This window comes from Streptomyces sp. NPDC048419 (genome assembly GCF_043200415.1).
Lineage (GTDB): Bacteria > Actinomycetota > Actinomycetes > Streptomycetales > Streptomycetaceae > Streptomyces.
Window position 1 is genome coordinate 24,050 of sequence record NZ_JBICXT010000041.1, and the last position, 20,397, is coordinate 44,446.

Sequence of the window (20,397 nt, forward strand, 5' to 3'; positions counted from 1 at the left end):
ACCCTGCCTTGCGTCTGTCCCAGCTCAGAATCCCAGCAGCGCAGTATCGGGGAGCGCCTATAGGCGGCCCAGTCTTCAAGCTTCCAGGTTCCATGCCGGACGACAACCACTCTTGCCGCAGACCGAAGCCCCCGAGACGAACGACCGTAGGCTCCCAGGCCTCGTCCGTGCGACCGATCTCAGAAGGGGTGCGCTCCCGAACGCCCCTTGGGCCGCACGGACGATCCCGCGCGAGGACATGCGTCAGGGGGCGACGCGCGTTCTCGTGCACGGCGGCCGTCGCCTCCCGCCGACCACGAGGCGACGGTCAACGCTCCACCGGTCATCTCAGTCCGAGGTCTCCCGCATCTGCAAGGACCTCGATACCGGAGGTCGCCCTCATCCGGGACCGGCCGCTGTCTCACACCGTCGTCCCCTGCGTGTTCGTGGACGCCGCCTACTGCAAGGCCCGGGTGAATCACCGGATGGTCTCCCAGTTGGGCGGGGTTACCGGATGCTCAAAAGTAGATGGCGCTTGAGATTACCTGGAACTTCAGCAAAGCCTTTCGCATATAATGCGATTCGAACCTCAAGGGAAATGACATATTCAGGGCAAGCGCATTAAGCGTGGCGCAGCTTGAGCGGTCCACAACACCGCATCCTTTCCTTTTCAACGCTTGAAGCCGCATATCATACATGCCTCTAAATGATGAAGATTGCACAGCGCACCGAATATGCCAATTCCTGCCCGCATATTCACCACCGGTCATCTAGTGCGCTAAAGTCAGGCCCAGTTCGAGGAAGAGTTCCGAGCGGTCGGTGCGGGCCTCTCGGAGGGTGGTGGGGGGGGGGGGGGCGCGGCCCCCCCCCCCCCCCCCCCCCCCCCCCCCCCCCCCACCCCTACAGCACCCGCGCACAGCGAGGCTCCGCAGGTACGCCGCGCGGGCGCCGGAGCTGAGGCCACCGCCCTGGCTGCGCACGCCCACCGACGTGGTGGTGTAGGCCGGCATAAACACGGGCCCGGCTTCGAGGAGTTCGATGGCGCGGAGGGTCCGCAAAATCTCCGGTATGCGGCATCGATAGCCCGCTCGCGACATCCCGCAGATCACGCCCACTGCCGCGGCTTCCCTCACGGCCTCCGGCTCTCGACGTGCCGGCCGTGGGCGCCTCCCGTATGACTCCAATCGGCACGCTGTCCACGCCAGGATCCCTGCCGTGCGCCACACACCCCGTAAGAAGACCCAGAGGATATGCGGTGAGGTCGGGCCGGCCTGGCCCGCGGTCTACGCGCACTTGCCGCGGCGGAGCCAGGCTCGGGTGTTGGCCCGGCTGCGCCGCGTCGTCCTCGACGCGCTCGGAGTGCAGGGCGGGTTGGACTGGTCGGCTTCGCCCTCGACTCCGTCAGTGTCCGCGCGCTCAAAGGGGGGTCCCGTTCAGAAGACGAGGGACAGTGCTGCCTGAGTGTCCTTGATGCACGAATTGGCAAACGTGTGCTCGTAGTTCACGCGGGTCCCGCGCCATACTCCCTGCACGGTGACGACCACAGGTCGGTACTCCATCGTGCAAGGGGGTTTTGCCTCATTGCTGCGGAGGGTGGCCAGGCGGTCAAGGTTCCCGTTCACTCGGTCTAAGTCCGCGCAGGCCTGCCGGGGGTCGGGGTGCGTCCCGGTGGTGGTGTACGCGCAGTTCACCGTGACCGCGCGGTCCGGCGCGGCCGTGCTGGCGTTCTCGCCACGGCCGGTGGTCATGACCAGGGCGGAAGGGGCGTACAGCGAGGTGGGGGCGCTGTGGGCGGGCAGGCTTAACGGGCCTGCCAGGGCTGCGGCGAGCGCAGCTGCTGCCACGGTCCGGCGCGTCACTGGTCGCATGGTGCAACTCCCATCCGTTGAGGTGCTGAGAGCCCCGAAGTACCCGCTGTGCCGTTCCCGTCTCAGGAGAAGAAGGTTGAGGCGTTCCGTACCGCTGCTATCCGGACCCGGTCAGCCGTTCAACCAGCGGCCCGACCGGCCACGCTGTCTCGCAGCTAAAAGGGGTAGGCGCCCGTTCACCGCGCCCCGCCTGGCATAAGGCGCGACTGGCGAGCACAGATGCCAAACGACCTGATCTGTAGGGGGTATGGCCTCTCGCTCCGAAACTCCGAGCTGTGCCAATACGACTGCTGACAACTGCGTGCGGGGACCAGAGATAGGTTCGCGGCCGACCCGCCGCGAACGGCGTCTTCCGAGGTGCGGTGCAGGGTGATCACTGTCTGCTCACTTCTTCGACGACCGCCTGGCTGCCGCGGTCACGGAGGCCGGGATTGAGGGCGAGCCACGGATGAGTTTCCGGCCGCTGCACCGCCGCTTCATCGCGGGCGTGACCGGCGCGAGCCACGGCAGGAACCCCTCAGCCATCGTCACCGGTCAACAGCGCACCCTCCGACGCCAGCGAGGGAGGACAGGGGCGGCACTTTCGTCGCGAGGGACGCCGAGGACATGGCGACTCCCTCGCGTATGCGACCGTGTTCCGTCAGCAGACCCGGCCGGCGGGGATGGTGTCCCTTGTCGTGTGTACGGGATCAGTGGCCGGGAGTGCGCGGGCGTCTGCCCGGGGCGCACTTCCACGGGTGAGTGCCGCTCCCTGAACAGAGGGCGGGCCATCGCGTAACTCTCGTTGGTGAACGCCCAGTTCAACCACGAGGAGTGCACGATGGCCCTGTCTCAGTCCGAGCTGATACGGCTGCTTGAGTCACTACGTTCCACCGACGGAAGCGAGCTGATCCGCGCTATCGCCGAGCGGCTGGTGCAGGAGCTGATCGAGGCCGAAGCGAGTGCCCATATCGGCGCGGAGTGGAACGAGCACCCGCCGACGCGGACCAACATCCGCAACGGGCACCGGGAGAAGGTGCTGACCACGCTGGCCGGCGATCTGGACCTGGAGATCCCCAGGGTCCGTACCGGCAGCTTCTTCCCCTCACTGCTCGAACGCCGGCGCGGCATCGACCAGGCGCTTTACGCCGTCATCATGGAGGCATACGTGCACGGAGTCTCCACCCGCGGCGTGGATGACCTGGTCAAAGCCCTGGGCGGGGACAGCGGCATCTCGAAGTCGGAGGTCTCACGGATCTGCGCGCTGGACGAACCGCTGACCGCGTTCCGCACCCACCCGCTGGATCATGTCCGCTTCCCTTACGTCTACCTGGACGCGACCTACTGCAAGGCACGGGTCAACCACCAGATCGTCTCGCGGGCCGTCGTGGTCGCCACCGGTATCACCGAGGACGGAGGCCGCGAGGTGCTGGGCCTGATGGTCGGCGACAGCGAGAGCGAGGCGTTCTGGAAGGAGATCCTGCGCTCCCTGCGGGAGCGCGGCCTGTCCGGGGTCCGCCTGGTCGTCACCGACCAGCACTCCGGCCTGGTCGCCGCGGTCCGCAAGGTCACGCTCGGCGCGGCTGGCAGCGGTGCCGTGTCCATTTTCTGCGCAACGTCTTCGGCGTGATCGACCGGGACTCCGGCGAGATGGTCGGCGCGACCATCCGCACCATCTTCACCCAGCCCACCGCCGACCTCGTGCGCACCCAGCTCGACACCGTCGCCGACATGCTCGCCACCCAGTTCCCCAAGGTCAAGGCCATGTTCCTGAGCGCGAAGGAGAACCTGACTGCATTCGCGGGACTTCCCGCCCAGGCACTGGAAGAAGATCCAGTCGACCAACCCCTGGAACGGATCAACCGGGAGATCAAGCGAAGGGATCGACGTCGTCCAGGTCTTCCCCAACGACGACGCGCTCATCCGGCTGGTCACCGCCGTGCTCTTCGAGATGCACGACGAATGGATCGCCTTCCCCCGCCGTTACCTGCCCGAAGGCAGCATGGACGAGTTCTACCGCGCACGCCCCCCAAAAAAAGCGCCCCCGCACTACCCAACACCACAGACACGACCGCCAGTTGATCCCCAACACCACGCCAAGGGGCACGACCACGTTGAGCCGTACATGGGGCGAGGAACCTGGAGTTGGATTGTTCCGGAGGGGCTGTGGGAGATCGCGAAGCCGTTGATCCCTCCGTCCAGGGTGCGGTCGCAGGGTGGCGGAACGCAGCACACCCCTGATGAGACGCTGTTTGCACCGATCGTCTATGTCCTGGTGAGCGGGTGCGCCTGGCGCGCGTTGCCGCCGTGCTTCGGGATATCGAAATCGACGGCTCACCGACGGCTTTTGATCTGGTCCCGAGCCGGTGTCTGGGGCCGACTGCACGAGGCCGTAGTGCACCGACTGGATGACGCCGGCCTCGTCGATGTCACCCGCGTCGTCCTGGACACCGCGCACGTCCGCGCTAAAAGGGGGGCAAACACACAGGTCCGAGCCCCGTGGACCAGGGCAAGCCGGGTTCCAAGATGCACATCCTGTCGGACGCGAACGGCCTGCCCCTCCTCGTCGGCGTCTTTGCCGGTAACACCCACGACAGCGAAGGCCTGAAGCCCATGGTGGCGGGTCACCAAACGAGACACGACCCGGATCGTGGCTGCTACTTCAAGCCCCAGCGCCTCCACGCGGACAAAGCCTACGGCCGACCGGACCTGCGGAAATGGTTACGCGGCAAGCGCATTGGAGTCCGCATCGCCCGCAAAGGCATCGAGTCCAGCGAACGGTTGGGCCGCCGCAGGTGGGTGATCGAGCGCACGATGTCGTGGCTGTCCGGCTATCGCAGACTCAGCCCCCGCTACGAACGCCATCCCCGCAACTACCTGGCCTTTCTCGGACTCGCCGCCGCCCTGTGCTGCTACAAACGACTCGTCCGCCTCACCACATAGGACACGGTCTTAACTTGCCTTCCGCGCGGGAGGCAGGCCTTGCAGGGTGGCGTCACTGGTATGGGACAGATCCGTCAGGCGTACCAGGATGGCCAGGAGTCAGTTTGCCGTCGTGTGCTGGGCCAACGAGCCGAAGGAGCTGGCCTTTCCGGCTCCGTGCGGCTGACTGGCTTTCCTCATCTACTCCCACGCCGTCAACGCCTTGACCAGGTCGGCCAAGGGCTCAACGCCTGTAACCGTTGCTGCCAGTCTCAAAATGGCGGTGCTCCGTACCCTCGGATTTCTATCTGCAGAGACCCCAGGAGATTGTCCGGTCTTACAGTGAACAGCCCTTTGCGCCCACCAGGCAGGGACAGGTTCCCGCCGTGCGCCTCGTTCAGTGCAAGCTCGTCTAGCGTGTCACTCACAGTAAAGTTGCCGCCCCAGCTCGTCATCTTTTGAAACGAACTGTCACTCTCGATGTTGCCCATGTGATCAACCCAGGCGGAAGTTGACCAAAGGTTCGCGATCACGTGGATGTCGCCGGTGCCTACATCGACTACGGCATCCCCGATGTAACTACCCATAACTCTATGCTGCGACGGCGGCCATCACCTCGCGCGCTCTCACTACGCGATCGCCCGTCCCCTTCGGCGAGATCGGGGCCCCCTTTCCAGAGCGTGTCGGCGCGGGCAGGGCTTCTCGAGCTCGTCTTACTACTTCAGCAGCGTTTCTCCATTGATGCTGATTGAAGTACCAACACCCGATCGGTTTGCGTTGAGACAGGGAGCCGGATGCCGAAGCGGCCCTGGGCGGCCCATGAACGCCGCGGTGCTGTGGCGGCTGCCCCGTCGGCGGGCAGGACGCCGGCATTGTCTGTCAGTCCGGACGGGCGGACCAGGCAATTGCGGGTCAGGTGGCCGGTTGGGGGCCAGTGGGCGGAAGCCGGCGGGCGCTCCGTGTTTGATTCCAGCCACGGGGTCCAGTACGGCGCTTCCGGGCCTTCGCCGATCGCTGCACGAGCCGGGGTGCCGGGGTCGATGGGTGCGTCGGCGCCAGCGCGCACAATGCGGCCGGCGGGAGTTTCACGTGCCCCGGAAACGTGGGACCCTCTGGTTATCCGCGGCTACGGCGGCGCCGGCACCTGCACAGGGACGGTATATGCCCGGCGGCCTGCTCCAACACCCGCCGCCGGCACTTCGCCGAGGCCCACCTCGGCCCCAACGCATACGAGCGCCGACACCACGCGGCCAGGCTCACGCTCGCCGCGTGGTCAACGAGGCGTGTCCCCCATCACGGAGGAGGCAAGGGCCCGTCGCTGCTATAGGTGGTGTCCCCAAAAACGCTCCCGAGGCCACTGGAGCACCTGGGGCCAAGCCCGCCACGGGACGATCGCCTGTCCCGGGCTTCCCCGTGACCGGCAAGCCTGTGGGGACAGACCCGTCAGCGAGTGCGCGTATATCTGCTTGGTGAGTTCCTGACTCGACCGGAACGTCAGGGTCGACGAGTGTAGGCGTGAAGCTGGTCGATCTCGCGGAATCCAGCCTGATGATGCAGTTCCCGCGCAGGACTGTACGGGCACTCTGTGCCGGCCGGGGCCTCGAGGAAGGTGATGACGTCACGCATTCCGCGGTCGGTGAGGTGCGCGAGGCATTGTTCGAGAAGGATGTGGCCAAGGTTGTACCCGCCGGCCCGGAGGGCGATCCATTCCAGAACGGCGGTCATGTCGTCGAGCCTGCCGATGACTGCCATTCCGATGCTGGCACCGTTCCCGTCACGCATATGAACATGCCAGGTGGCCGGGTCAGTCTCCGTGATGTCACTCACCACTCGTGGGCGGCGGCGGTGGATGTCGAGGCGGTGGTGAAGGTAACTCCATCCGTCGCGGCGGGAAAACCCGGCCGACTCCAACGCCCTGTGCGTGCCCGGACGGTTCCCAACTGGCAGTCCGGCGAACGAGAGCGCCGTAGTGGCCTTGAAGGCGTGCACCGTCCGCCGCCCGAAGCGGCTAAGCGTGTGGGCGATCAACACTCCGGCGAGGTGCTGGTCCTCCTCCCGGCAGTGCATCCACAGCAGCACGCCCTCAGCCCCCCGCGCACGGACCGCGAAAGACACGACTCCCACGATTTGGCCGTCCGCAGAGACAAGCACATCGGTGGCCAGCTCTTCCAGGCCTGCCCACAGCTCCGGGTCTGCAGGGCAACGTCCTGCGGTGGCGTCGTCGAGCATCCGGGCGGTTACGGCGGGTTTGCCCAGGAGGCGGTCCGCCGTAACCAGATCCAGCACCTGCACTTGGTCCAGCGCGCTATAGGCCCGCACCGTCAGACTCTTTCCCGACCCCGCCGCCAAGACCGTCACTGCTCATCCAGCCCTTCTCAATTCAATGGATAGCGGACATACTGACGCAGTGATGGAGCCGCCACCGGGATGCCACGCGTGCGTTTCTGTTGCGCTTGAGCCGGCGGCGGTGCCTGCGCCGTCCGAACGCGTTAGTCAACCTGACTCCCTCGCGGGGCTTGTGGCGTCGAGGTGCCAGTGCGCCCCAGGGGTCTCGGCAAGGGCCTGATCGTGCTGGGTCTCATCACCGGTATCTCACGCCGCAGGGTTGAGGGTGCCGCCGTTGTTGGTGGTGACCCTGGCCTCCTCCCTGAGGTTCACGGTGCCGCCGACGTTGAGGGTGACGACCGTGGCCGATTCCGCGGCGTTTACGACGCCGCCATTGACAGTGGTGACCTGAGAGGATCCCTCGGCGTTCACGGTGCCGCCGTTGAGAGTTGTGACCCTGGCGTTCCCCTCGAGGTAGACGGTGGCGCCGACGTTGACGGTGGTCACAGTGGCCGAGCCGTTCGCGCTCACTGTGCCGCCGTCGGCGATGCCCACTGTGGACGAGCCGTCGGCGTTCACGATCCCGCTGGTGACCCTCCCGACTGTGGCCGAGCCACGGGTGCTCACCATCCCGCCGGAGACGGTGGTGACGGTGGCCTCGCCGTCAGCCTCCACGTTGCCCCCAGACACGCTGACGGTGGCGAGCCCACGGCCACCGTAGACGAATACGGGGTGAAGCCCAGTACGGCCGATATTGAACGTCTGGCCGAGAGTGTTGGTGATGTGGATCTCGAAGTCGCCGGTGGCACCCGAGAGGGCGTCGCATTCGGACTGGGTATCCGCCCGCCACGCCGGCTTGCCTGATGTGCGGGGAGCGGCACGCCGGAAGGGGCGTTCTACACCCGGGGCCATGATCCAGAGATTTTCTGCGCGTTGGAGCAGCGCGACGATCGTCGGTTGGGCGACTCTCATCGCCTTCTTGTTTTCCTCGGGCAGTACGCGCCAGGAATTCCCCTGGCCCTCCGTGGCGCCCCGCTCGAAGATGCCCACCCAACTCTTGGCCTGGGCAAGCGTGCGTCCGAATTTTGGGTGCTCGTATATCTGATCAGCTACCCATGGCTCAAGCCCTGCGGTGGTGGTCTCTTTGGTCTCGGGATCGGTGAACGTCCGCGGGGTTTCGCGCTTAGCTTTGAGCGACAACCGGCGACTAGCGTCGGTCGGCACGGTGCACGCGGTAAGGATTACCGTGCCGGATAGGCGGGCGAGCAAGCCGTTGCAACGGTGAACCCCGGCGAAAATACTGCATGCGCCCTCTGTGTCGTCGCACAATTTGATGCCGGATTCGAGAGTGACCGGACCGGGGGGTCCTCCGGGCGGCCTGGAAGCTTTGTCAATGAGGGGCAGGGTCCCCACCGCGATCGCTTTTCGCAGGACGGGCTGGGACGTGCTCTCCAGGAAATCGTTGAGCCGCTCGGTCTCACTTGCGTCTCCTGCGTGCAGCGCCAGGTTCGGAATCATCTTTCTGGCCTTATATTTACGTAGCCCTGGAAGCTCTCCTATCACCGCTTCAATTCCCATTCCTATCGCAACGTAGGAATCCCACTCCGCCATGGTGTGGATCTCGCAGCCCTCTGGTACGAACGTCTCCTCCCCTCGCGTATAGGACCCGTGTCCAATCACCGTTACCTCATTGCGCAGTTTTCCCTTGACGGATTTAATCTCCTGGGGGCCGGTGTCCTGATAGCTCCTCAGTGTGACTTTGGCCTGTTGAAGCAGCTCTGCCAGCCGCCCGGCCGGCCTGCGCCCAGCCTCCCAGTCGCGGAGCGCCCTGACCGCCGAGGTGAACGTGGACTGCATCTGCCGCGACGCCTCACTCGTTTTCCCGCGGACCGCAGAGTGGTAGATCTCCAGCGCCTGGGTGAACTGGCGCTCGATTTTGGTCAGCTCCCGCCATGCTGGGCCGTCGGCCGCGCTTGTCAGCTGCTCGACCTTCTTCCCGTGCTCGCGGATGAGCTCTTGCGTCCAGCCGGCGGCCTCCTGCACCTGCTCCAGATCAGGCACCTCAGAGTCTCGACGGGCACTACTCCGCCGCAGCCATGCGCCTAGCACCTCGACTCTGCGTTGGTAAACCAAGACCTCCTCGCTGAGCAGCTCCAGTTGCTCAGGTTCCAGGACCTTCACGCTCTCGCGCACGGCCGCCACATCGCCGAGCAAGGAGCTCGCTCGCGCCAAGAACTCACGTTCCGCCGCAGGAGCACCGGTGAGCGGCATGGCAGGGGATTGCGGCCTGGTGGGAACAGTCAGAACAATCTTCTTCTCTTCCCGCCTGACCGGCGATACGCCTGTGGGGGCCCCAAGGTGAAGCGCACCGCCGTCTACCCCCCACAAGGAGCCCTGAGCGAGCCGGGCCGCATCGCGTGTAACGGTGGTCCCGCGGGCGTCAAGGAGATATCTGATCTGTCCAGGTCCTGTCTGGACATACAGGTCCTTGTCCGCATCTTCATGGACGCGATAGTGACGCCCCGCATATTGGAAGGTCAGTTCATCGGTGGGATCGGGCGGTTGAGTCACCGGATTACGACTGAAGGTCTTCTTCTTTTTCGTGAAGTTGAGCAGTTCGGTGAGCTGGGACTCTGCCACGCGACCACCACTCACCTCTATTTCAAGCTCCCCTCGCTGCTCCCACGACCAGCGCTCGCCCTTCCGGGCCTTGGTGATTTTCCCCGTCGCCACAGTCCTGAGGCCGCTCGGCCACTTTTCCGGAGGGCTGAGCAACACCATCGCCAAATCCCGACTGCCGGGGATTTCTTGAATGGAAAAGCGCACACTGCCGCCTTCGGGGACCCTTTTCAGCGCACGGATGTTATGCGACCGCAAGTCACGTATCGGCACCTTGACGGGGGGCCTCTTTTCTTCCACTCCCGGTGAGGCCACGCCCTCGAAGTCCCCCTCCCCCCCGGATGGAGAGCGTGGACCACTCGGCGAGACTACGCCCTCGAAGTCCTCCTCCCCGGATGGAGAACGCGGCCCCGGGGATCGTGTTGCCGACGGAGACTTCGGATCGGGTGACAGAGGTTCCGGTGATTGCCGTCGTGTCGGGGACTGCAGCGACGGAGACACGGGCCCCGACGCCACCCGCTGGAACACAAGCATTGCTTCGGGACTGTCCGGTACCGGCGGCAGCGTGGTCACAATGTGTGTGATGGCTTCCCTAGGCACACGGCGGCTTGGAACTTCTGCCTGCGTATCATCCTCGTGAGCGGGTGTGTCATCCTCTGCCGGCTCCAGCAGGGGAAGATCTTTTTCGCCCTGCAGATCAGGCGGTCCGCCACTCGCGGGAATCTGGTCGCCAGACATTTTCCGCCCTCCTGAAAGGTCATCCCTGCGTGATCAAGACATGAATCCAGTGAGCACTTCCGATTCACCAGCACTATATGCAATCGACTGGCCACCGAGAGCGACACGGCGCCAGCACGAACCCTCCTATGGAATGCAGTATCCCACCGCCATGCAGGAACTGGCCAATTACAAAGAAGGGGCTGAACCGAGGGGATCGGTAGTTCGATCGGCTGGTCTCAGCGGCAGTCATCGAGCGGGTGGGGCGGGCTGGACCTTCTTCGGCTTGCGTTTAACGACGCAGACACTCCGGAAAATGGGCACTGAACCCACGCTCGAAGTCGTCGGCCGCGATCGGTCATGAGTCCCCGTCAGCTTGCTGCCTGGTCCTTTATGGTGGGTGTTGGTGGGGGCCGCTAGTCTCCTGAGTCAGGAATTCTGTGTAAATAGCCGTCGAGGTGTTCGAAGATCTCATCTGCGGTCTTGGTCCAGCCATAGGACCCGGAGTCCGGTTGGGTTTCGGGATGGTCGGCGCCGTTACCGCTCTCTCCGGAACGGAAATTCCTTTTCTTCTGGCTGTTGGCATCGAGAAACTTGGCTGGCGCTACACATTCGTTCTATTTGCCACTCGTCCTGGCGTTGATGTTCCTGACAATGCTCACAATCTCGGAGAGCAAAGGAGAACAGTCTCCCAGTTTTGATGTGTTCGGATGCGTACTGCTCGCTGCGGGCCTATCTCTGCTGGTGATCGGCTGCGAACGGTGGTCCGACTGGGGGATAGTAAATCCCAGAGTCGGCACCCTGCTCGCCGCTGGCGGTCTGACCACTGCTGCATATTGCCAGCATCAATTGCGTACAAAAATACCCATTGGGCACCGCAGGTGCTGCAGTCCCGTTGCTTCTTGCCCAGCACGCTCTCCGAGCCACAGCGCGGCATCGAGCGGCCCCGGGGGCGCGGGCCTGCGGAAGATCGGCGCCCGGACGTGGTGGTGCGACGGGCCGCTCGATTGGGGTGGTGGCGACCTCGGTCAGGTCGTTGGGAGTGTACTCCCGCGCGGTGCACAACGCGGCCAGCGTGGTCATCTTCACCTGTGAGAGCTCCTTGGTGACCAGCGCGGACACCGAAGCGGAGGACACCGCGGTTCGGTGCCCGTCCAGACGTCGCGTTGGGCGATGGCCATCCGAAGCTGCCATTGGATCTTCATGCCGTGGCGTCCTCCTCGGTCAGCTCGGCCAGGGGGCTGGCGACGGCCCGTTGATAGGCGTCTTGGATGAACGTTGCGGAGGGCCGACGTCACGTTCGTAGTTGTGGTCGCGCAGGCCCGTCGCAGGGCATGCGGGCTGAACCGTCCGGCTGCTGGCTGGCCTTCGAGTTCCATGAGATAGCGCAGCCGACTGCGGATCGTCCTGCGATGGAGGCTGCCGCCGGCCTCGTCGGCGAACAGCACAGGCGAGTCGGGGAACTTGGCCCGCACGTCCTCCACGAACCATCTCAGCACCAGGTCGAGGCCGTCGAGCATGGGCATCCACCGCGGCCGCGGTGCAGGAGTATGGGCGCACTTGCCGAAGGGGATGTGGGGCATAGGCCCGGGCGGCAGGCCCGTACTTCCGGGCTCGCGATCCGCTATTTCATGAAGTCAAAGAATTTCGCCACTCGTTCCGGGGTCGGCGGCGGCACCAAGGCCGGGGAGTCGTCGCCGACATGCCGGGATGCGTGGAACTCATCGACCGGGCAGACCAGCCGGACGCCGAAGGCGGCCTCGATCTCGGGAGCCTTGCGGGCCTGCAGGAACCGGTGGAGGTCCTTGAGGATCTGCACGTACTCGCGTCGAGTTGAGGTCTTGCGGCCCTTCACCGCGAGGTCAGCGACCACGCGGTCGACGTCCTCGGGCATCACTTCCCAGGCCGGTCGCCCCAGAGCCGTGATGGTCCGCTCCAGGAGACCGATGTCGTTGACGACGGTCACCGGGCTGAACCCGCGAGCCCGCATGAGGCGGCGAACGCATCGACGCACACTGCCTGGAACCGCCAGGGGCCCGTCATCGGCGGAACGGCACCGCCCGCGATGACCTGCAGTCACGCCTCGGGGGATACAGTCAGGTAGCAGCAGGAACTCACGATGGGGAACAAGTGCCAGCCCCAGATGAATGGGAGGTCTTCGGCGACGAGGTCCTCGCCACGGCGGTCCTCGACCGCCTCCCGCGCCCCTGCGAGATCGTCCCGATCAACGGCAACAGGCTACCGGCTCAAGAACCGCCGCCTCCAGGCCATCGAGCGGAACACACGTGGCCTGAGCACTGGTGCACACAACTTCGTACTCGATGGCGCACTCAGACGAGTACGCGGACACCAGGGCGTACCGCAAGGATCAAGAAACGTCACGCCCGCGACCGAACCACATGTTCATCCTGAGTGTCTCCTTTTGCTGCCCTTTAGGGTCACCGCTGCGGCAATAAGAAGAGGACTCTCGGGGAAAGGGCGCTTGTCGCCGCCGGGACATAGCCCGCCCCGGGCACGTCAGGGGGTGGGGCGTGGGTGGCATCAGCGACACCGAGCCGAGCAGCTCACATCTCGCTGGACCTCGATGCCAGCCGCGTGGACGACAGGGAGCCGTGATGACTGAACAACCTCCGTCCGGTGGACCGACATCTCCTCCTCCATTGGAAACAGCCACCCCGTCGGCGGAGCGGAGCACCCTTGTACCGCCCATGTCACCGTCGCGCGAAGGGCAGGAGGAGCCCTCACCCAGGCGGGCGGACAGTACACCGCGGCCACCGCTTGAGGTGAAGGAGCTGTCGGTTGAGGACGAAGGCGAGGAGGAACAGTTCTTTACTCCCAGAAGTGAGCCCGACGACGACGCGCAATTCTTTGACGCCCTGGAGGAGATTAAAGGGGTCGCCGACGGGCTGGGCGCCCAGGAGGTATCCAGGGAGGAGGCGGTCCATAAAATCGCGACACAGATCTACGATTACCTCGAAACGAGAAAGTGGCGTCACAAATACCTCAAGCGTGTAGTGGGCGGACCGAAGCAATCTACGACCTTGGAAGCCGCGCTCGCCGCAACGGTAGGTGCGCACCCGATCGAGCAACGCATAGAAGGAGTCCGCCGGACCTATTTGAAGGCTGCGCGGACCATGCTCGCGCTGGTCAACCCGGAAGGGACCACCACGGCCAGTACCCAAGGCCTGGTGGCGTCCATCAATGGCCGTATCGCATACTTTCAGAATCTGATCCGTATCCTGGCAGAAGTCCGCGGGACCCACTTGGGGCGCACCGGAAAACTTCGCTTGAAGCTCGCTGGCGACGTCAAGGCCTACGAAGGGATCCTGGAAAAGCTCCTGCAAATTCGCTTTGCCGCCGTCCAGTTGAGCACAAAGACTCCGCGTGTGCCGTCAGAAGAAGAATTTTACGCTCTGTGCCAGCAGCAGGGTATTTCTGTGGCGGCCGCTCTGGGTTCAGAATTGACCACTTTCATCAAGCAGACGCACAAGGTTTTTACCAGCTATCGGAAACTTGCCGCCCTCGGAGCATCGACCGGAACGGCCCTTTCCGGACATATGAGGGACCTCGTCAAGCAGGCCGTGAAAGATTACGCGAAGGGTTTGGAGCAGAAAAAGAAGGAGGATCTCGAGAGGGAACAGTCGCTGCTTCAACGGGCACAGGCAGAACTTCTCAGCCTGGACACGGCGGAAAAGCTGTTCGACATTGGTATCGGCGTTGGCAGGTCGTATGCCGGAGCGTTCGCTCCTGCCTTCGGAGCTGTCGGCGCCGGCAAAGCGGGGTTCAAGCGCTACCTCCAAGGACGATCCGCACAAGATGCCTACGAAAAATTTGTCAACGAAACGAGGAGCAAAAACCAGTCTCTTGTGGAAGCTATGCAGGCCGACGGAATGGTGATGATTGGTGCGGGAACGATCGCCCGCATGGAAGCCAATTTCGACTTCGTCATGGGGCTCATGGGATTTGTCCCAGGTTCGTTCATTCCCGGCTGGGGCCTCATCAGCGGCGCCTTTAAGGGTGTATTTCAAGCATTCAAGCAGGAGCTTGAGGCAAGCTTGGGAGCTGCCGAAGTGGCGAGCGTGGGCGAGCGGCTCGCAGAGAAAATTAAAAGCATCGCCGCAGACGACATCGTCCCCGGTATTACCGCCGCAGCGAAGAAGGCGGACGGCAGGCTGGCGACTGGCACCGGGCAAGATCAGCTGGCCCTGGAAGCCGGACTCTTGTCTCCCGTCGTGACCGCCGTGATTGAACAGCTAGCCACCGTCATCGCGCGCGTGTTCCCTCAGAATCCTGCCATGTGGCTGTCCCCTGAGGCCATTGCGGGCGTGGTCGAGGAAGTATGTACCGTTCCAGCCGAGGCCCTCGCGGCCGTCTCCATCACCGTGGATGCCCCCGGCTTCAGCGGCATCGAAGAAAAGAAGATCACCCGCTCTGACGGATCCGGAACGGCCTTCGAAGGAACCAGGTTCGGCACCGGCAAAAGGTGGACGTTCACAGAACTCGGGAGAGGTGCACCCATAGACGGCGGGACGCGCTACTCGCGCGCCCTCATCACCTATAACGCCGACAGCGCCCGAACCATCGAATTTGATGGCGAAGTACGGATTTACCACACCGGCAGCACAGCAACCCACGCCACGATGAAACTCCTCCGCGTCTTGAGAGGAGCAGAAACCACAGACATCTGGCAAGGACGCACCGTCTACGGTGCCGGATATTCTGTCAGCGGGGTACAACACCCCGGCACCTGGCACAAGGTATTCGGATCCACATACGTATTCATCCCGGCCGACGGCCAGCAAGGCCACATAGTCGACCCCACCGCCCGGGCCTGGCCTACCCCCGCCATCCCCGGTCTCGGAGGAAGTCAACCGTCACTGCCATCGACGCCCACCAGCATCGCCGACATACTCGAAGACCCTCAAAATTACCAGGTCCCGCTCGCCGTCTTCGGCATCGACACCACCCACAATCCAGACGAAGGGACTGGCAAATTCGAACTCCCTGAATAGGGTGGGCGCTGACCGGCTAGCGGAAGTGGGAGTGTCAATTTGACGGCTGATCTGGTTGTTGAGTGGTCAGCAGTTGCTTGGGCTGAGTCGGCCGTCGAAGGAGGTCTGGAAGGCGTTCGGCGGTGCCTTTCCCGCACATGGTCCATCTGCGTCGGCCCTTGCCTGTGGGATTCAGGCTCATCAGCGCGAGGGAGACGCATTTCAGCGCGGCCTGTTCGTTGGGGAAGTGGCCGCGGGCCTTGACGGCGGATGCGGGCGTTGACCGAGTCTATTGCCGTCGTCGGGCAGATGGCCTTGCGGATCTCCACGTCGTAAGCGAGGAAGGGGACGAACTCCGTCAGGCGTCCAACCACAGCTTCACGATCGCCGGCATGCGATGTCGCCCCAGGCGGTCAGCAGCCGCCAGTGCCCGTCGATCAGGTCCCCACTCCGGCGCGAGGGCAGCATCCTCACGGCGATGATCCGCGAGTAGCACGACACCATCACCAAAACCGGAGGCCGTCCCGTCTGCCCGTAGCCCAGCGGGATGTCGGCCTCGGGGAACCACAGGTCGCACTCGGCTAGCTCGCCCCGCCGATATGTCGTCCGTGAGACCGGGCCCACCGGCAAGTGCGCCGGCCGCAGCTCGCGCACCGTTCCTTCAAGATGGTCATCCCTCGCTGCCAGCCGAACCGCTCCGCGATCACCGTCGCCGGCATCGTCGGCGTCTCCCGCAGCAGCTCGCGGATCTGCACCTCGACCGCGTCCACGGCCGAGCCTTTCGCCGGACGCTCGTACTAGCGGCCGTCATGCGCCAGCGCGCGTTTCACCGTGTTCTTCGAGATGCCCAGGTGCCGGGCGATCGCCCGGATCGGGATCTGCTCGGCCCGGTGCAACCGACGGATCTCTGCCCAGCCCTCCACGTGGATCACCTCTTCCCTTCTGACCTTGATCACCAAGACCAGAGTCAGATGAAGCGCCGTCAGAGGGTCAACGTTCGGCCGTCGTCGAGACACACACGGCGCTGCCATACGAGGTCGACTGTAAAAAGATGATTGCCCCGCGCCGGGACTGGGGGTGCGGTTGGCTTTAGCCGCACCCCCAGTCCCCCTAAGCGCACCGCACCGGACGCCCTCGCTCGCATCGTCAGAGTGGGGGGCACGCCAGACGGGAAGCGAGACTCGGCAGGACCTACACCCCACGGAGGCCCTGAGTGCATTGCGGTCTGCGAGCCCATCCCTGCAACGCAGACTATACGCACTCACGGTGCAAATAGATGGTATGCCTGAGGGGGATAAGGGCAAGTTAAAGCGAGAGGGTCGGGGCGGGCCGTTGGGGGGATGGGCCTTTGTGCTCGCCCCAGAGCCGCTGTGCAAGTTCCTGGATGGACGCGGGCCCTTGCCGCTCTGCACCGCTTCCGAAAGCTCGCCAGCTCGGGCGATCCTTCCGGCGGTAGCCACAGGGGAGGTCGACGCTCTCCACCATGTCTACCCTGCTCGTCGCCACGATGGGGTGTCCGTGATCGTCCAGCAGCGGCCACCCCCGGTGGCATGCGCCACAGGGCCTGTCGCTGAAGTGCCTGTAGCGCGTCTTCCCGCTCGGCCGGGCGTACTGGCCAGTACGCCCGATCCTCGCTCTAGTCTCCCCAACCCTTTACCCCTCAAGGAGCGGGGGGACGGCGCGGCGCTCACTGACCTCCAGCCTGCCGGACGGCACCGCGGGCAGCGCCTATCCAGGCGCGACGCTGACCTCCAGCGGCGGCACGGGCACGGTCGCCTGGAGTGCCAGCGGCCTGCCCAGTAGGCTGTCGCTGGACAGCAACTCCGGTGCGATCAGCAGCACTCCGGACATCGCCGGAACCTCGACGGTGAAGGTCACCGCGACCGACGCGAACGGGCAGACGGCGACCGTGAAATTGACGCTGACGGTCAACCCGTCAGCCACCCAGGCGCCGGTCTTCACCGACAACCCCAGCACCACGGTGCAGCCGGGTGTGCCGATCCCCTCGAGCCCGCCGCAGGTGACACAACCGGCAAGCCGACGCCGAAGCTGACCGCCTCCGGTACCCCGCCCACGGGCGTGACCTTCACGGACAACGGCGATGACACCGGGAGTTTCACCGGGACCTCGGCGACCACCAGCAGCGGCACCTACAAGCTCACACTGACCGCCACAAACAGCGCGGGCAACGCCACCCAGCAGTACATGCTGACCGTCGGCCCGTACAAGACGGACCTGCAGGCCAGCATCTCCGGACCGACTCAGGCCCCCGCAACACCGCCGCCGCCTACACCCTGACCATCACCAACAACGGCCCCGCCCCCGCACAGGGCGTCAACCGCATCCTCGGCACCACGGGCCTGTCCGGCGTCAAGGCCACCGGCACCGGGGTGAATGTGTCCGGCATCACCATCAAGATCAATGGTGTGACGCTGACGGGTATCCACGCCACCGTCAAGGGCCCCTGTCCCCCGGCAAGGACAACAGCGTCACCCTCACCGTCAAGGCACCACGCCCAACCGTGCCGGCACAGTGACGATCTCGGGCGGCACCTGGTCCTCCGCCCCCGACCCCTCCTCGGCAACGACACCGCCGAAACCACCACTACCATCAAATAGACCCCATGGTGCCCGCCCCAAGACCGGTTGGCCGGGCACCACAAAACGGGGGCTCCCTGCCCGCGCACCATGACCTCCACGTCCGCGGTAGAAAGCTCAAGGCCGGCATCGTCCAGACGGTGCAGCACGGCGGCCCCCGACACCGGCTCTGGACCAGATTAGGAACCGGCGGTGAGCGGCCGACTTCGAGATGCCGAAGCACGGCGGCAAAGCCCTCCAGGCACAGCCGCTGACTAGCACGTAGATGATCGCTGCGAACAGCGTCTCATCAGGCGCGTCCTGCGTCCCGCCACCCTGCGGCCGCACTCTGGACGGCAGGATCAGCGGCTTAGCGATCTCCCACGGCCCGTCAGGAACAATCCAACTCCACGTACCCCGCCCCATGTTGAAGTCAACGTCCGCCTGACCACATGGGCCACAGTCCTACAGAACGGTCAGTAGAACCCAAGCGGGCGACTACCGGCCACGCCGGTGGCGGACCTGTCGCTGTTGGTCGCTGCCGAGCCATTTCTTACGGCCCAGGGCCGACCCAAGCTGGGCAGTTGACACAACGGCCTCGGCGACCGAGTCACGCTCCGCGGATCACGTACATCTGATGATGCCCGATTGGGACCTGCGACACGGACGGAGGAGGAGATGTTGCTGCCCTGATCCCTCGAGGAGAGGCTGAGCGCGAGATCACCGGGGCTCAGCGAGCGCGGACGGGACCGCGCCGGTCGTGGTGGGCGGAAGGAGCGCGTGCGATGCGGGTCATGCTGAGAGCGCAACTGGATACTCAGATGTCGAGTGAGGCGGTCAAGAACGGCACCCTGCCGAAGGTCATGCAGTCGATGACGGAACTCCTCAAGCCCGAGGCGGCCTACTTCGGTCCGAGCGAGGGCGGGCGGTCCTGCACTTTTGTCTTCGACATGCAGGACAGTTCCCTGCTCCCCACGATCGCGGAGCCGCTCTTCGAGGAACTGGGTGCGAAGATCGAGATCCAGCCGGTGATGAACACCGAGGACATGCAGAAGGGTCTTGCTGCGCTGCAGTAGGACTGGTCCCGTTTTGTCCGCTGATCCACGCCGTAAGGCGGCGCCAAAGAGGTTGGATCTTGAGCGGTGTCACCGTGGGGCCCAATCCCACTGCCTCCACTCTGAGAACAGCGGAAACGGCCCCGACCTGGTGGATTGGTTGAGGGCCGTTCGCATGCCTGGACGTTGCGGCTGCCCTGTATCCGCGGTTTCCCGCTTCATCGGACACGGCACGGGCACGGCCACCCGATCCGTGGGGCAACTCTGCCAGGAGTGTTCTGCCGGTAGTGCGTACGGCGGGTGAGCCGACCGCTCCGTCGCAGGAGGTGCTCAGAACCGCGAGGAAGTCGGATACCTCCTGCGGGCGGGGGATGTGAGGACTGCGGGGTGGTGTCCGAATCGAAGGGTGCGAATGACCTCTTCGCCGAGGTGGAGCGCCTTGCCGCGCTGCGTGAGCCGCCCGTACGTAAACAGCATGTGGTCTCTCGAGCGGTGCTCAAGCAGTTCGCCGAGCGCCATCCGTGCCAAGGCCTCTATTTGCTATCGGTCGATCTCGACTATCCACAGCGTTCCCCGGCGCGCAAGGGCCCGAAGGGCTGCGGAGTTGAGGAGGTCTTCGTGGCCTTCGCCTCCCAGGAGACCCGCATGCAAGACGCGCCCGCCATCGGCTCGCCGTGCTGCGCCACGTGGATGAGGTCAGCGGCACTCCAGCGCTCCGCACCACACGCCGTATGCCACGACGGCTGACCGGGCCGCGGCATCGACCCCGCCCCGTGGTCCCCGCGCGCGCTGCCGCCGCCGCGACCGCCAGCCACGCCTTCACTCGGCACTCCCTGGAGGCGCCGATGTGCGTGGCACCCTGCTCACGCTGGTGATCGAGCTTGGGCAGCTGCTGCGACACCACGAACAGGCAGCCCGCGCTCGGCCCCCTGATCCTGCGGTTCGCCGGCGGCAGCAGCTGATGGACGCCGCCAGCCAGTAGCGCAGCCGCCTAAGCGGCCTGGCCTTGAAGGGCGAGGACCTCATCGGCGCCGACCAGGCCGCGACGCAGGGTGCGGACGGACGGCCGGGACGGGTGTTAAAGGCGCGGTGGACGGGTGGGAGGTTCGAGCCGTCTGGCGGCCTGCCTTCAGCCGTTCCCTAGGTTGCTGGATTGCCCTCGGGTACGACGCCTGTCGGGTCGTCAACGGCGGTGGCCGCCATGGTGGTGGCTGGTAGAGGTCGCTGGCCTGCCTTGCCGAGCGCGGCGAACGGTTGGGGCTGCAGCGGGGCCTGCGGAAGATCCGCCATGACTTCAGGCAGGCCACGCCGCGCTCGACCGGTGCCCGTGCCGCGGCCAGAGCCCGGCTGACGGTCTTCTCGGTAG

13 protein-coding genes and 9 pseudogenes are annotated in these 20,397 nt (G+C 64.9%); 13 read left to right on the top strand and 9 right to left on the bottom strand.

What is annotated here, in order from left to right:
* Positions 1 to 325 precede the first annotated feature (325 nt).
* Positions 326 to 476, top strand: a pseudogene (locus tag ACGFYN_RS43540) (transposase); the annotation flags it as partial.
* 808 nt (positions 477 to 1,284) lie between these two features.
* Positions 1,285 to 1,403 (top strand): annotated as a pseudogene (locus tag ACGFYN_RS43545) (IS5/IS1182 family transposase); the annotation flags it as partial.
* Between the two features lie 9 nt (positions 1,404 to 1,412).
* Here the strand turns inward: ACGFYN_RS43545 and ACGFYN_RS43550 are convergent.
* The gene (locus ACGFYN_RS43550) at positions 1,413 to 1,847 is read right to left on the bottom strand and encodes an SSI family serine proteinase inhibitor (RefSeq protein WP_393871547.1); all 435 of its coding nucleotides are present in this window, start codon (positions 1,845 to 1,847) and stop codon (positions 1,413 to 1,415) included.
* Between the two features lie 820 nt (positions 1,848 to 2,667).
* On the opposite strand from ACGFYN_RS43550, the gene ACGFYN_RS43555 reads away from it, so the two are divergent.
* From ACGFYN_RS43555 to ACGFYN_RS43570, 4 genes and pseudogenes are all read left to right on the top strand, one after another.
* Positions 2,668 to 3,456: an IS256 family transposase gene (locus ACGFYN_RS43555; RefSeq protein ID WP_393871548.1), complete on the top strand. Its 789-nt coding sequence runs from the start codon at positions 2,668 to 2,670 to the stop codon at positions 3,454 to 3,456.
* A pseudogene (locus ACGFYN_RS43560) lies at positions 3,453 to 3,569 on the top strand (hypothetical protein); the annotation flags it as partial. The gene ACGFYN_RS43555 and the pseudogene ACGFYN_RS43560, both read left to right, overlap by 4 nt.
* Before the next feature lie 88 nt (positions 3,570 to 3,657).
* Positions 3,658 to 3,735 (top strand): annotated as a pseudogene (locus ACGFYN_RS43565) (hypothetical protein); the annotation flags it as partial.
* A 216-nt stretch (positions 3,736 to 3,951) separates the two neighbouring features.
* Positions 3,952 to 4,769 (top strand): IS5 family transposase gene (locus ACGFYN_RS43570; RefSeq protein ID WP_393871549.1). Its coding sequence is split into 2 segments (ribosomal slippage): positions 3,952 to 4,294 and positions 4,294 to 4,769, totalling 819 coding nucleotides; the frame shifts between segments, so codons are not numbered across the junction.
* 251 nt (positions 4,770 to 5,020) lie between these two features.
* Here the strand turns inward: ACGFYN_RS43570 and ACGFYN_RS43575 are convergent.
* The 4 genes from ACGFYN_RS43575 to ACGFYN_RS43590 all read right to left on the bottom strand — a co-directional run bounded on the left by ACGFYN_RS43575 (position 5,021) and on the right by ACGFYN_RS43590 (position 12,375).
* Positions 5,021 to 5,335: a hypothetical protein gene (locus ACGFYN_RS43575; RefSeq protein WP_393871550.1), complete on the bottom strand. Its 315-nt coding sequence runs from the start codon at positions 5,333 to 5,335 to the stop codon at positions 5,021 to 5,023.
* 907 nt (positions 5,336 to 6,242) lie between these two features.
* Entirely contained in the window at positions 6,243 to 7,106 is an 864-nt protein-coding gene (locus tag ACGFYN_RS43580; protein WP_393871551.1) for a GNAT family N-acetyltransferase, read from the bottom strand.
* A 234-nt stretch (positions 7,107 to 7,340) separates the two neighbouring features.
* On the bottom strand, positions 7,341 to 9,854 hold the full coding sequence (locus ACGFYN_RS43585; RefSeq protein WP_393871552.1) for a hypothetical protein: 2,514 nt from the start codon (positions 9,852 to 9,854) through the stop codon (positions 7,341 to 7,343).
* 2,179 nt (positions 9,855 to 12,033) lie between these two features.
* A complete protein-coding gene (locus ACGFYN_RS43590) occupies positions 12,034 to 12,375 on the bottom strand; it encodes a hypothetical protein (RefSeq protein ID WP_393871553.1) in 342 nt (113 codons plus the stop codon).
* A 179-nt stretch (positions 12,376 to 12,554) separates the two neighbouring features.
* On the opposite strand from ACGFYN_RS43590, the pseudogene ACGFYN_RS43595 reads away from it, so the two are divergent.
* Together ACGFYN_RS43595 and ACGFYN_RS43600 are read left to right on the top strand one after the other, a co-directional pair.
* Positions 12,555 to 12,693 (top strand): annotated as a pseudogene (locus tag ACGFYN_RS43595) (ATP-binding protein); the annotation flags it as partial.
* A 499-nt stretch (positions 12,694 to 13,192) separates the two neighbouring features.
* Positions 13,193 to 15,421: a hypothetical protein gene (locus ACGFYN_RS43600; protein WP_393871554.1), complete on the top strand. Its 2,229-nt coding sequence runs from the start codon at positions 13,193 to 13,195 to the stop codon at positions 15,419 to 15,421.
* Positions 15,422 to 15,560: 139 nt separating this feature from the next.
* Here the strand turns inward: ACGFYN_RS43600 and ACGFYN_RS43605 are convergent.
* Positions 15,561 to 15,797 (bottom strand): annotated as a pseudogene (locus ACGFYN_RS43605) (transposase); the annotation flags it as partial.
* A gap of 269 nt (positions 15,798 to 16,066) precedes the next feature.
* On the opposite strand from ACGFYN_RS43605, the gene ACGFYN_RS43610 reads away from it, so the two are divergent.
* Positions 16,067 to 16,201, top strand: coding sequence for a hypothetical protein (locus ACGFYN_RS43610; protein ID WP_393871555.1), 135 nt, complete (start codon positions 16,067 to 16,069; stop codon positions 16,199 to 16,201).
* Here the strand turns inward: ACGFYN_RS43610 and ACGFYN_RS43615 are convergent.
* Positions 16,198 to 16,356, bottom strand: coding sequence for a helix-turn-helix domain-containing protein (locus tag ACGFYN_RS43615; RefSeq protein WP_393871556.1), 159 nt, complete (start codon positions 16,354 to 16,356; stop codon positions 16,198 to 16,200). The genes ACGFYN_RS43610 and ACGFYN_RS43615 overlap by 4 nt on opposite strands.
* Before the next feature lie 788 nt (positions 16,357 to 17,144).
* Between ACGFYN_RS43615 and ACGFYN_RS43620 the strand changes: the two are divergent.
* Together ACGFYN_RS43620 and ACGFYN_RS43625 are read left to right on the top strand one after the other, a co-directional pair.
* Positions 17,145 to 17,273, top strand: a pseudogene (locus ACGFYN_RS43620) (hypothetical protein); the annotation flags it as partial.
* 41 nt (positions 17,274 to 17,314) lie between these two features.
* On the top strand, positions 17,315 to 17,698 hold the full coding sequence (locus ACGFYN_RS43625) for a putative Ig domain-containing protein (protein WP_393871562.1): 384 nt from the start codon (positions 17,315 to 17,317) through the stop codon (positions 17,696 to 17,698).
* Positions 17,699 to 18,116: 418 nt separating this feature from the next.
* On the opposite strand, the pseudogene ACGFYN_RS43630 reads toward ACGFYN_RS43625, so the two are convergent.
* Positions 18,117 to 18,402 (bottom strand): annotated as a pseudogene (locus ACGFYN_RS43630) (transposase); the annotation flags it as partial.
* 395 nt (positions 18,403 to 18,797) lie between these two features.
* Here ACGFYN_RS43630 and ACGFYN_RS43635 point away from each other — a divergent pair.
* Both ACGFYN_RS43635 and ACGFYN_RS43640 read left to right on the top strand, forming a co-directional pair.
* Complete coding sequence (locus tag ACGFYN_RS43635) at positions 18,798 to 19,052, top strand: DUF3303 family protein (protein WP_393871557.1); 255 nt, start codon at positions 18,798 to 18,800, stop codon at positions 19,050 to 19,052.
* A gap of 369 nt (positions 19,053 to 19,421) precedes the next feature.
* The gene (locus ACGFYN_RS43640) at positions 19,422 to 19,778 is read left to right on the top strand and encodes a hypothetical protein (RefSeq protein WP_393871558.1); all 357 of its coding nucleotides are present in this window, start codon (positions 19,422 to 19,424) and stop codon (positions 19,776 to 19,778) included.
* 503 nt (positions 19,779 to 20,281) lie between these two features.
* On the opposite strand, the pseudogene ACGFYN_RS43645 reads toward ACGFYN_RS43640, so the two are convergent.
* A pseudogene (locus tag ACGFYN_RS43645) lies at positions 20,282 to 20,397 on the bottom strand (IS5/IS1182 family transposase); the annotation flags it as partial.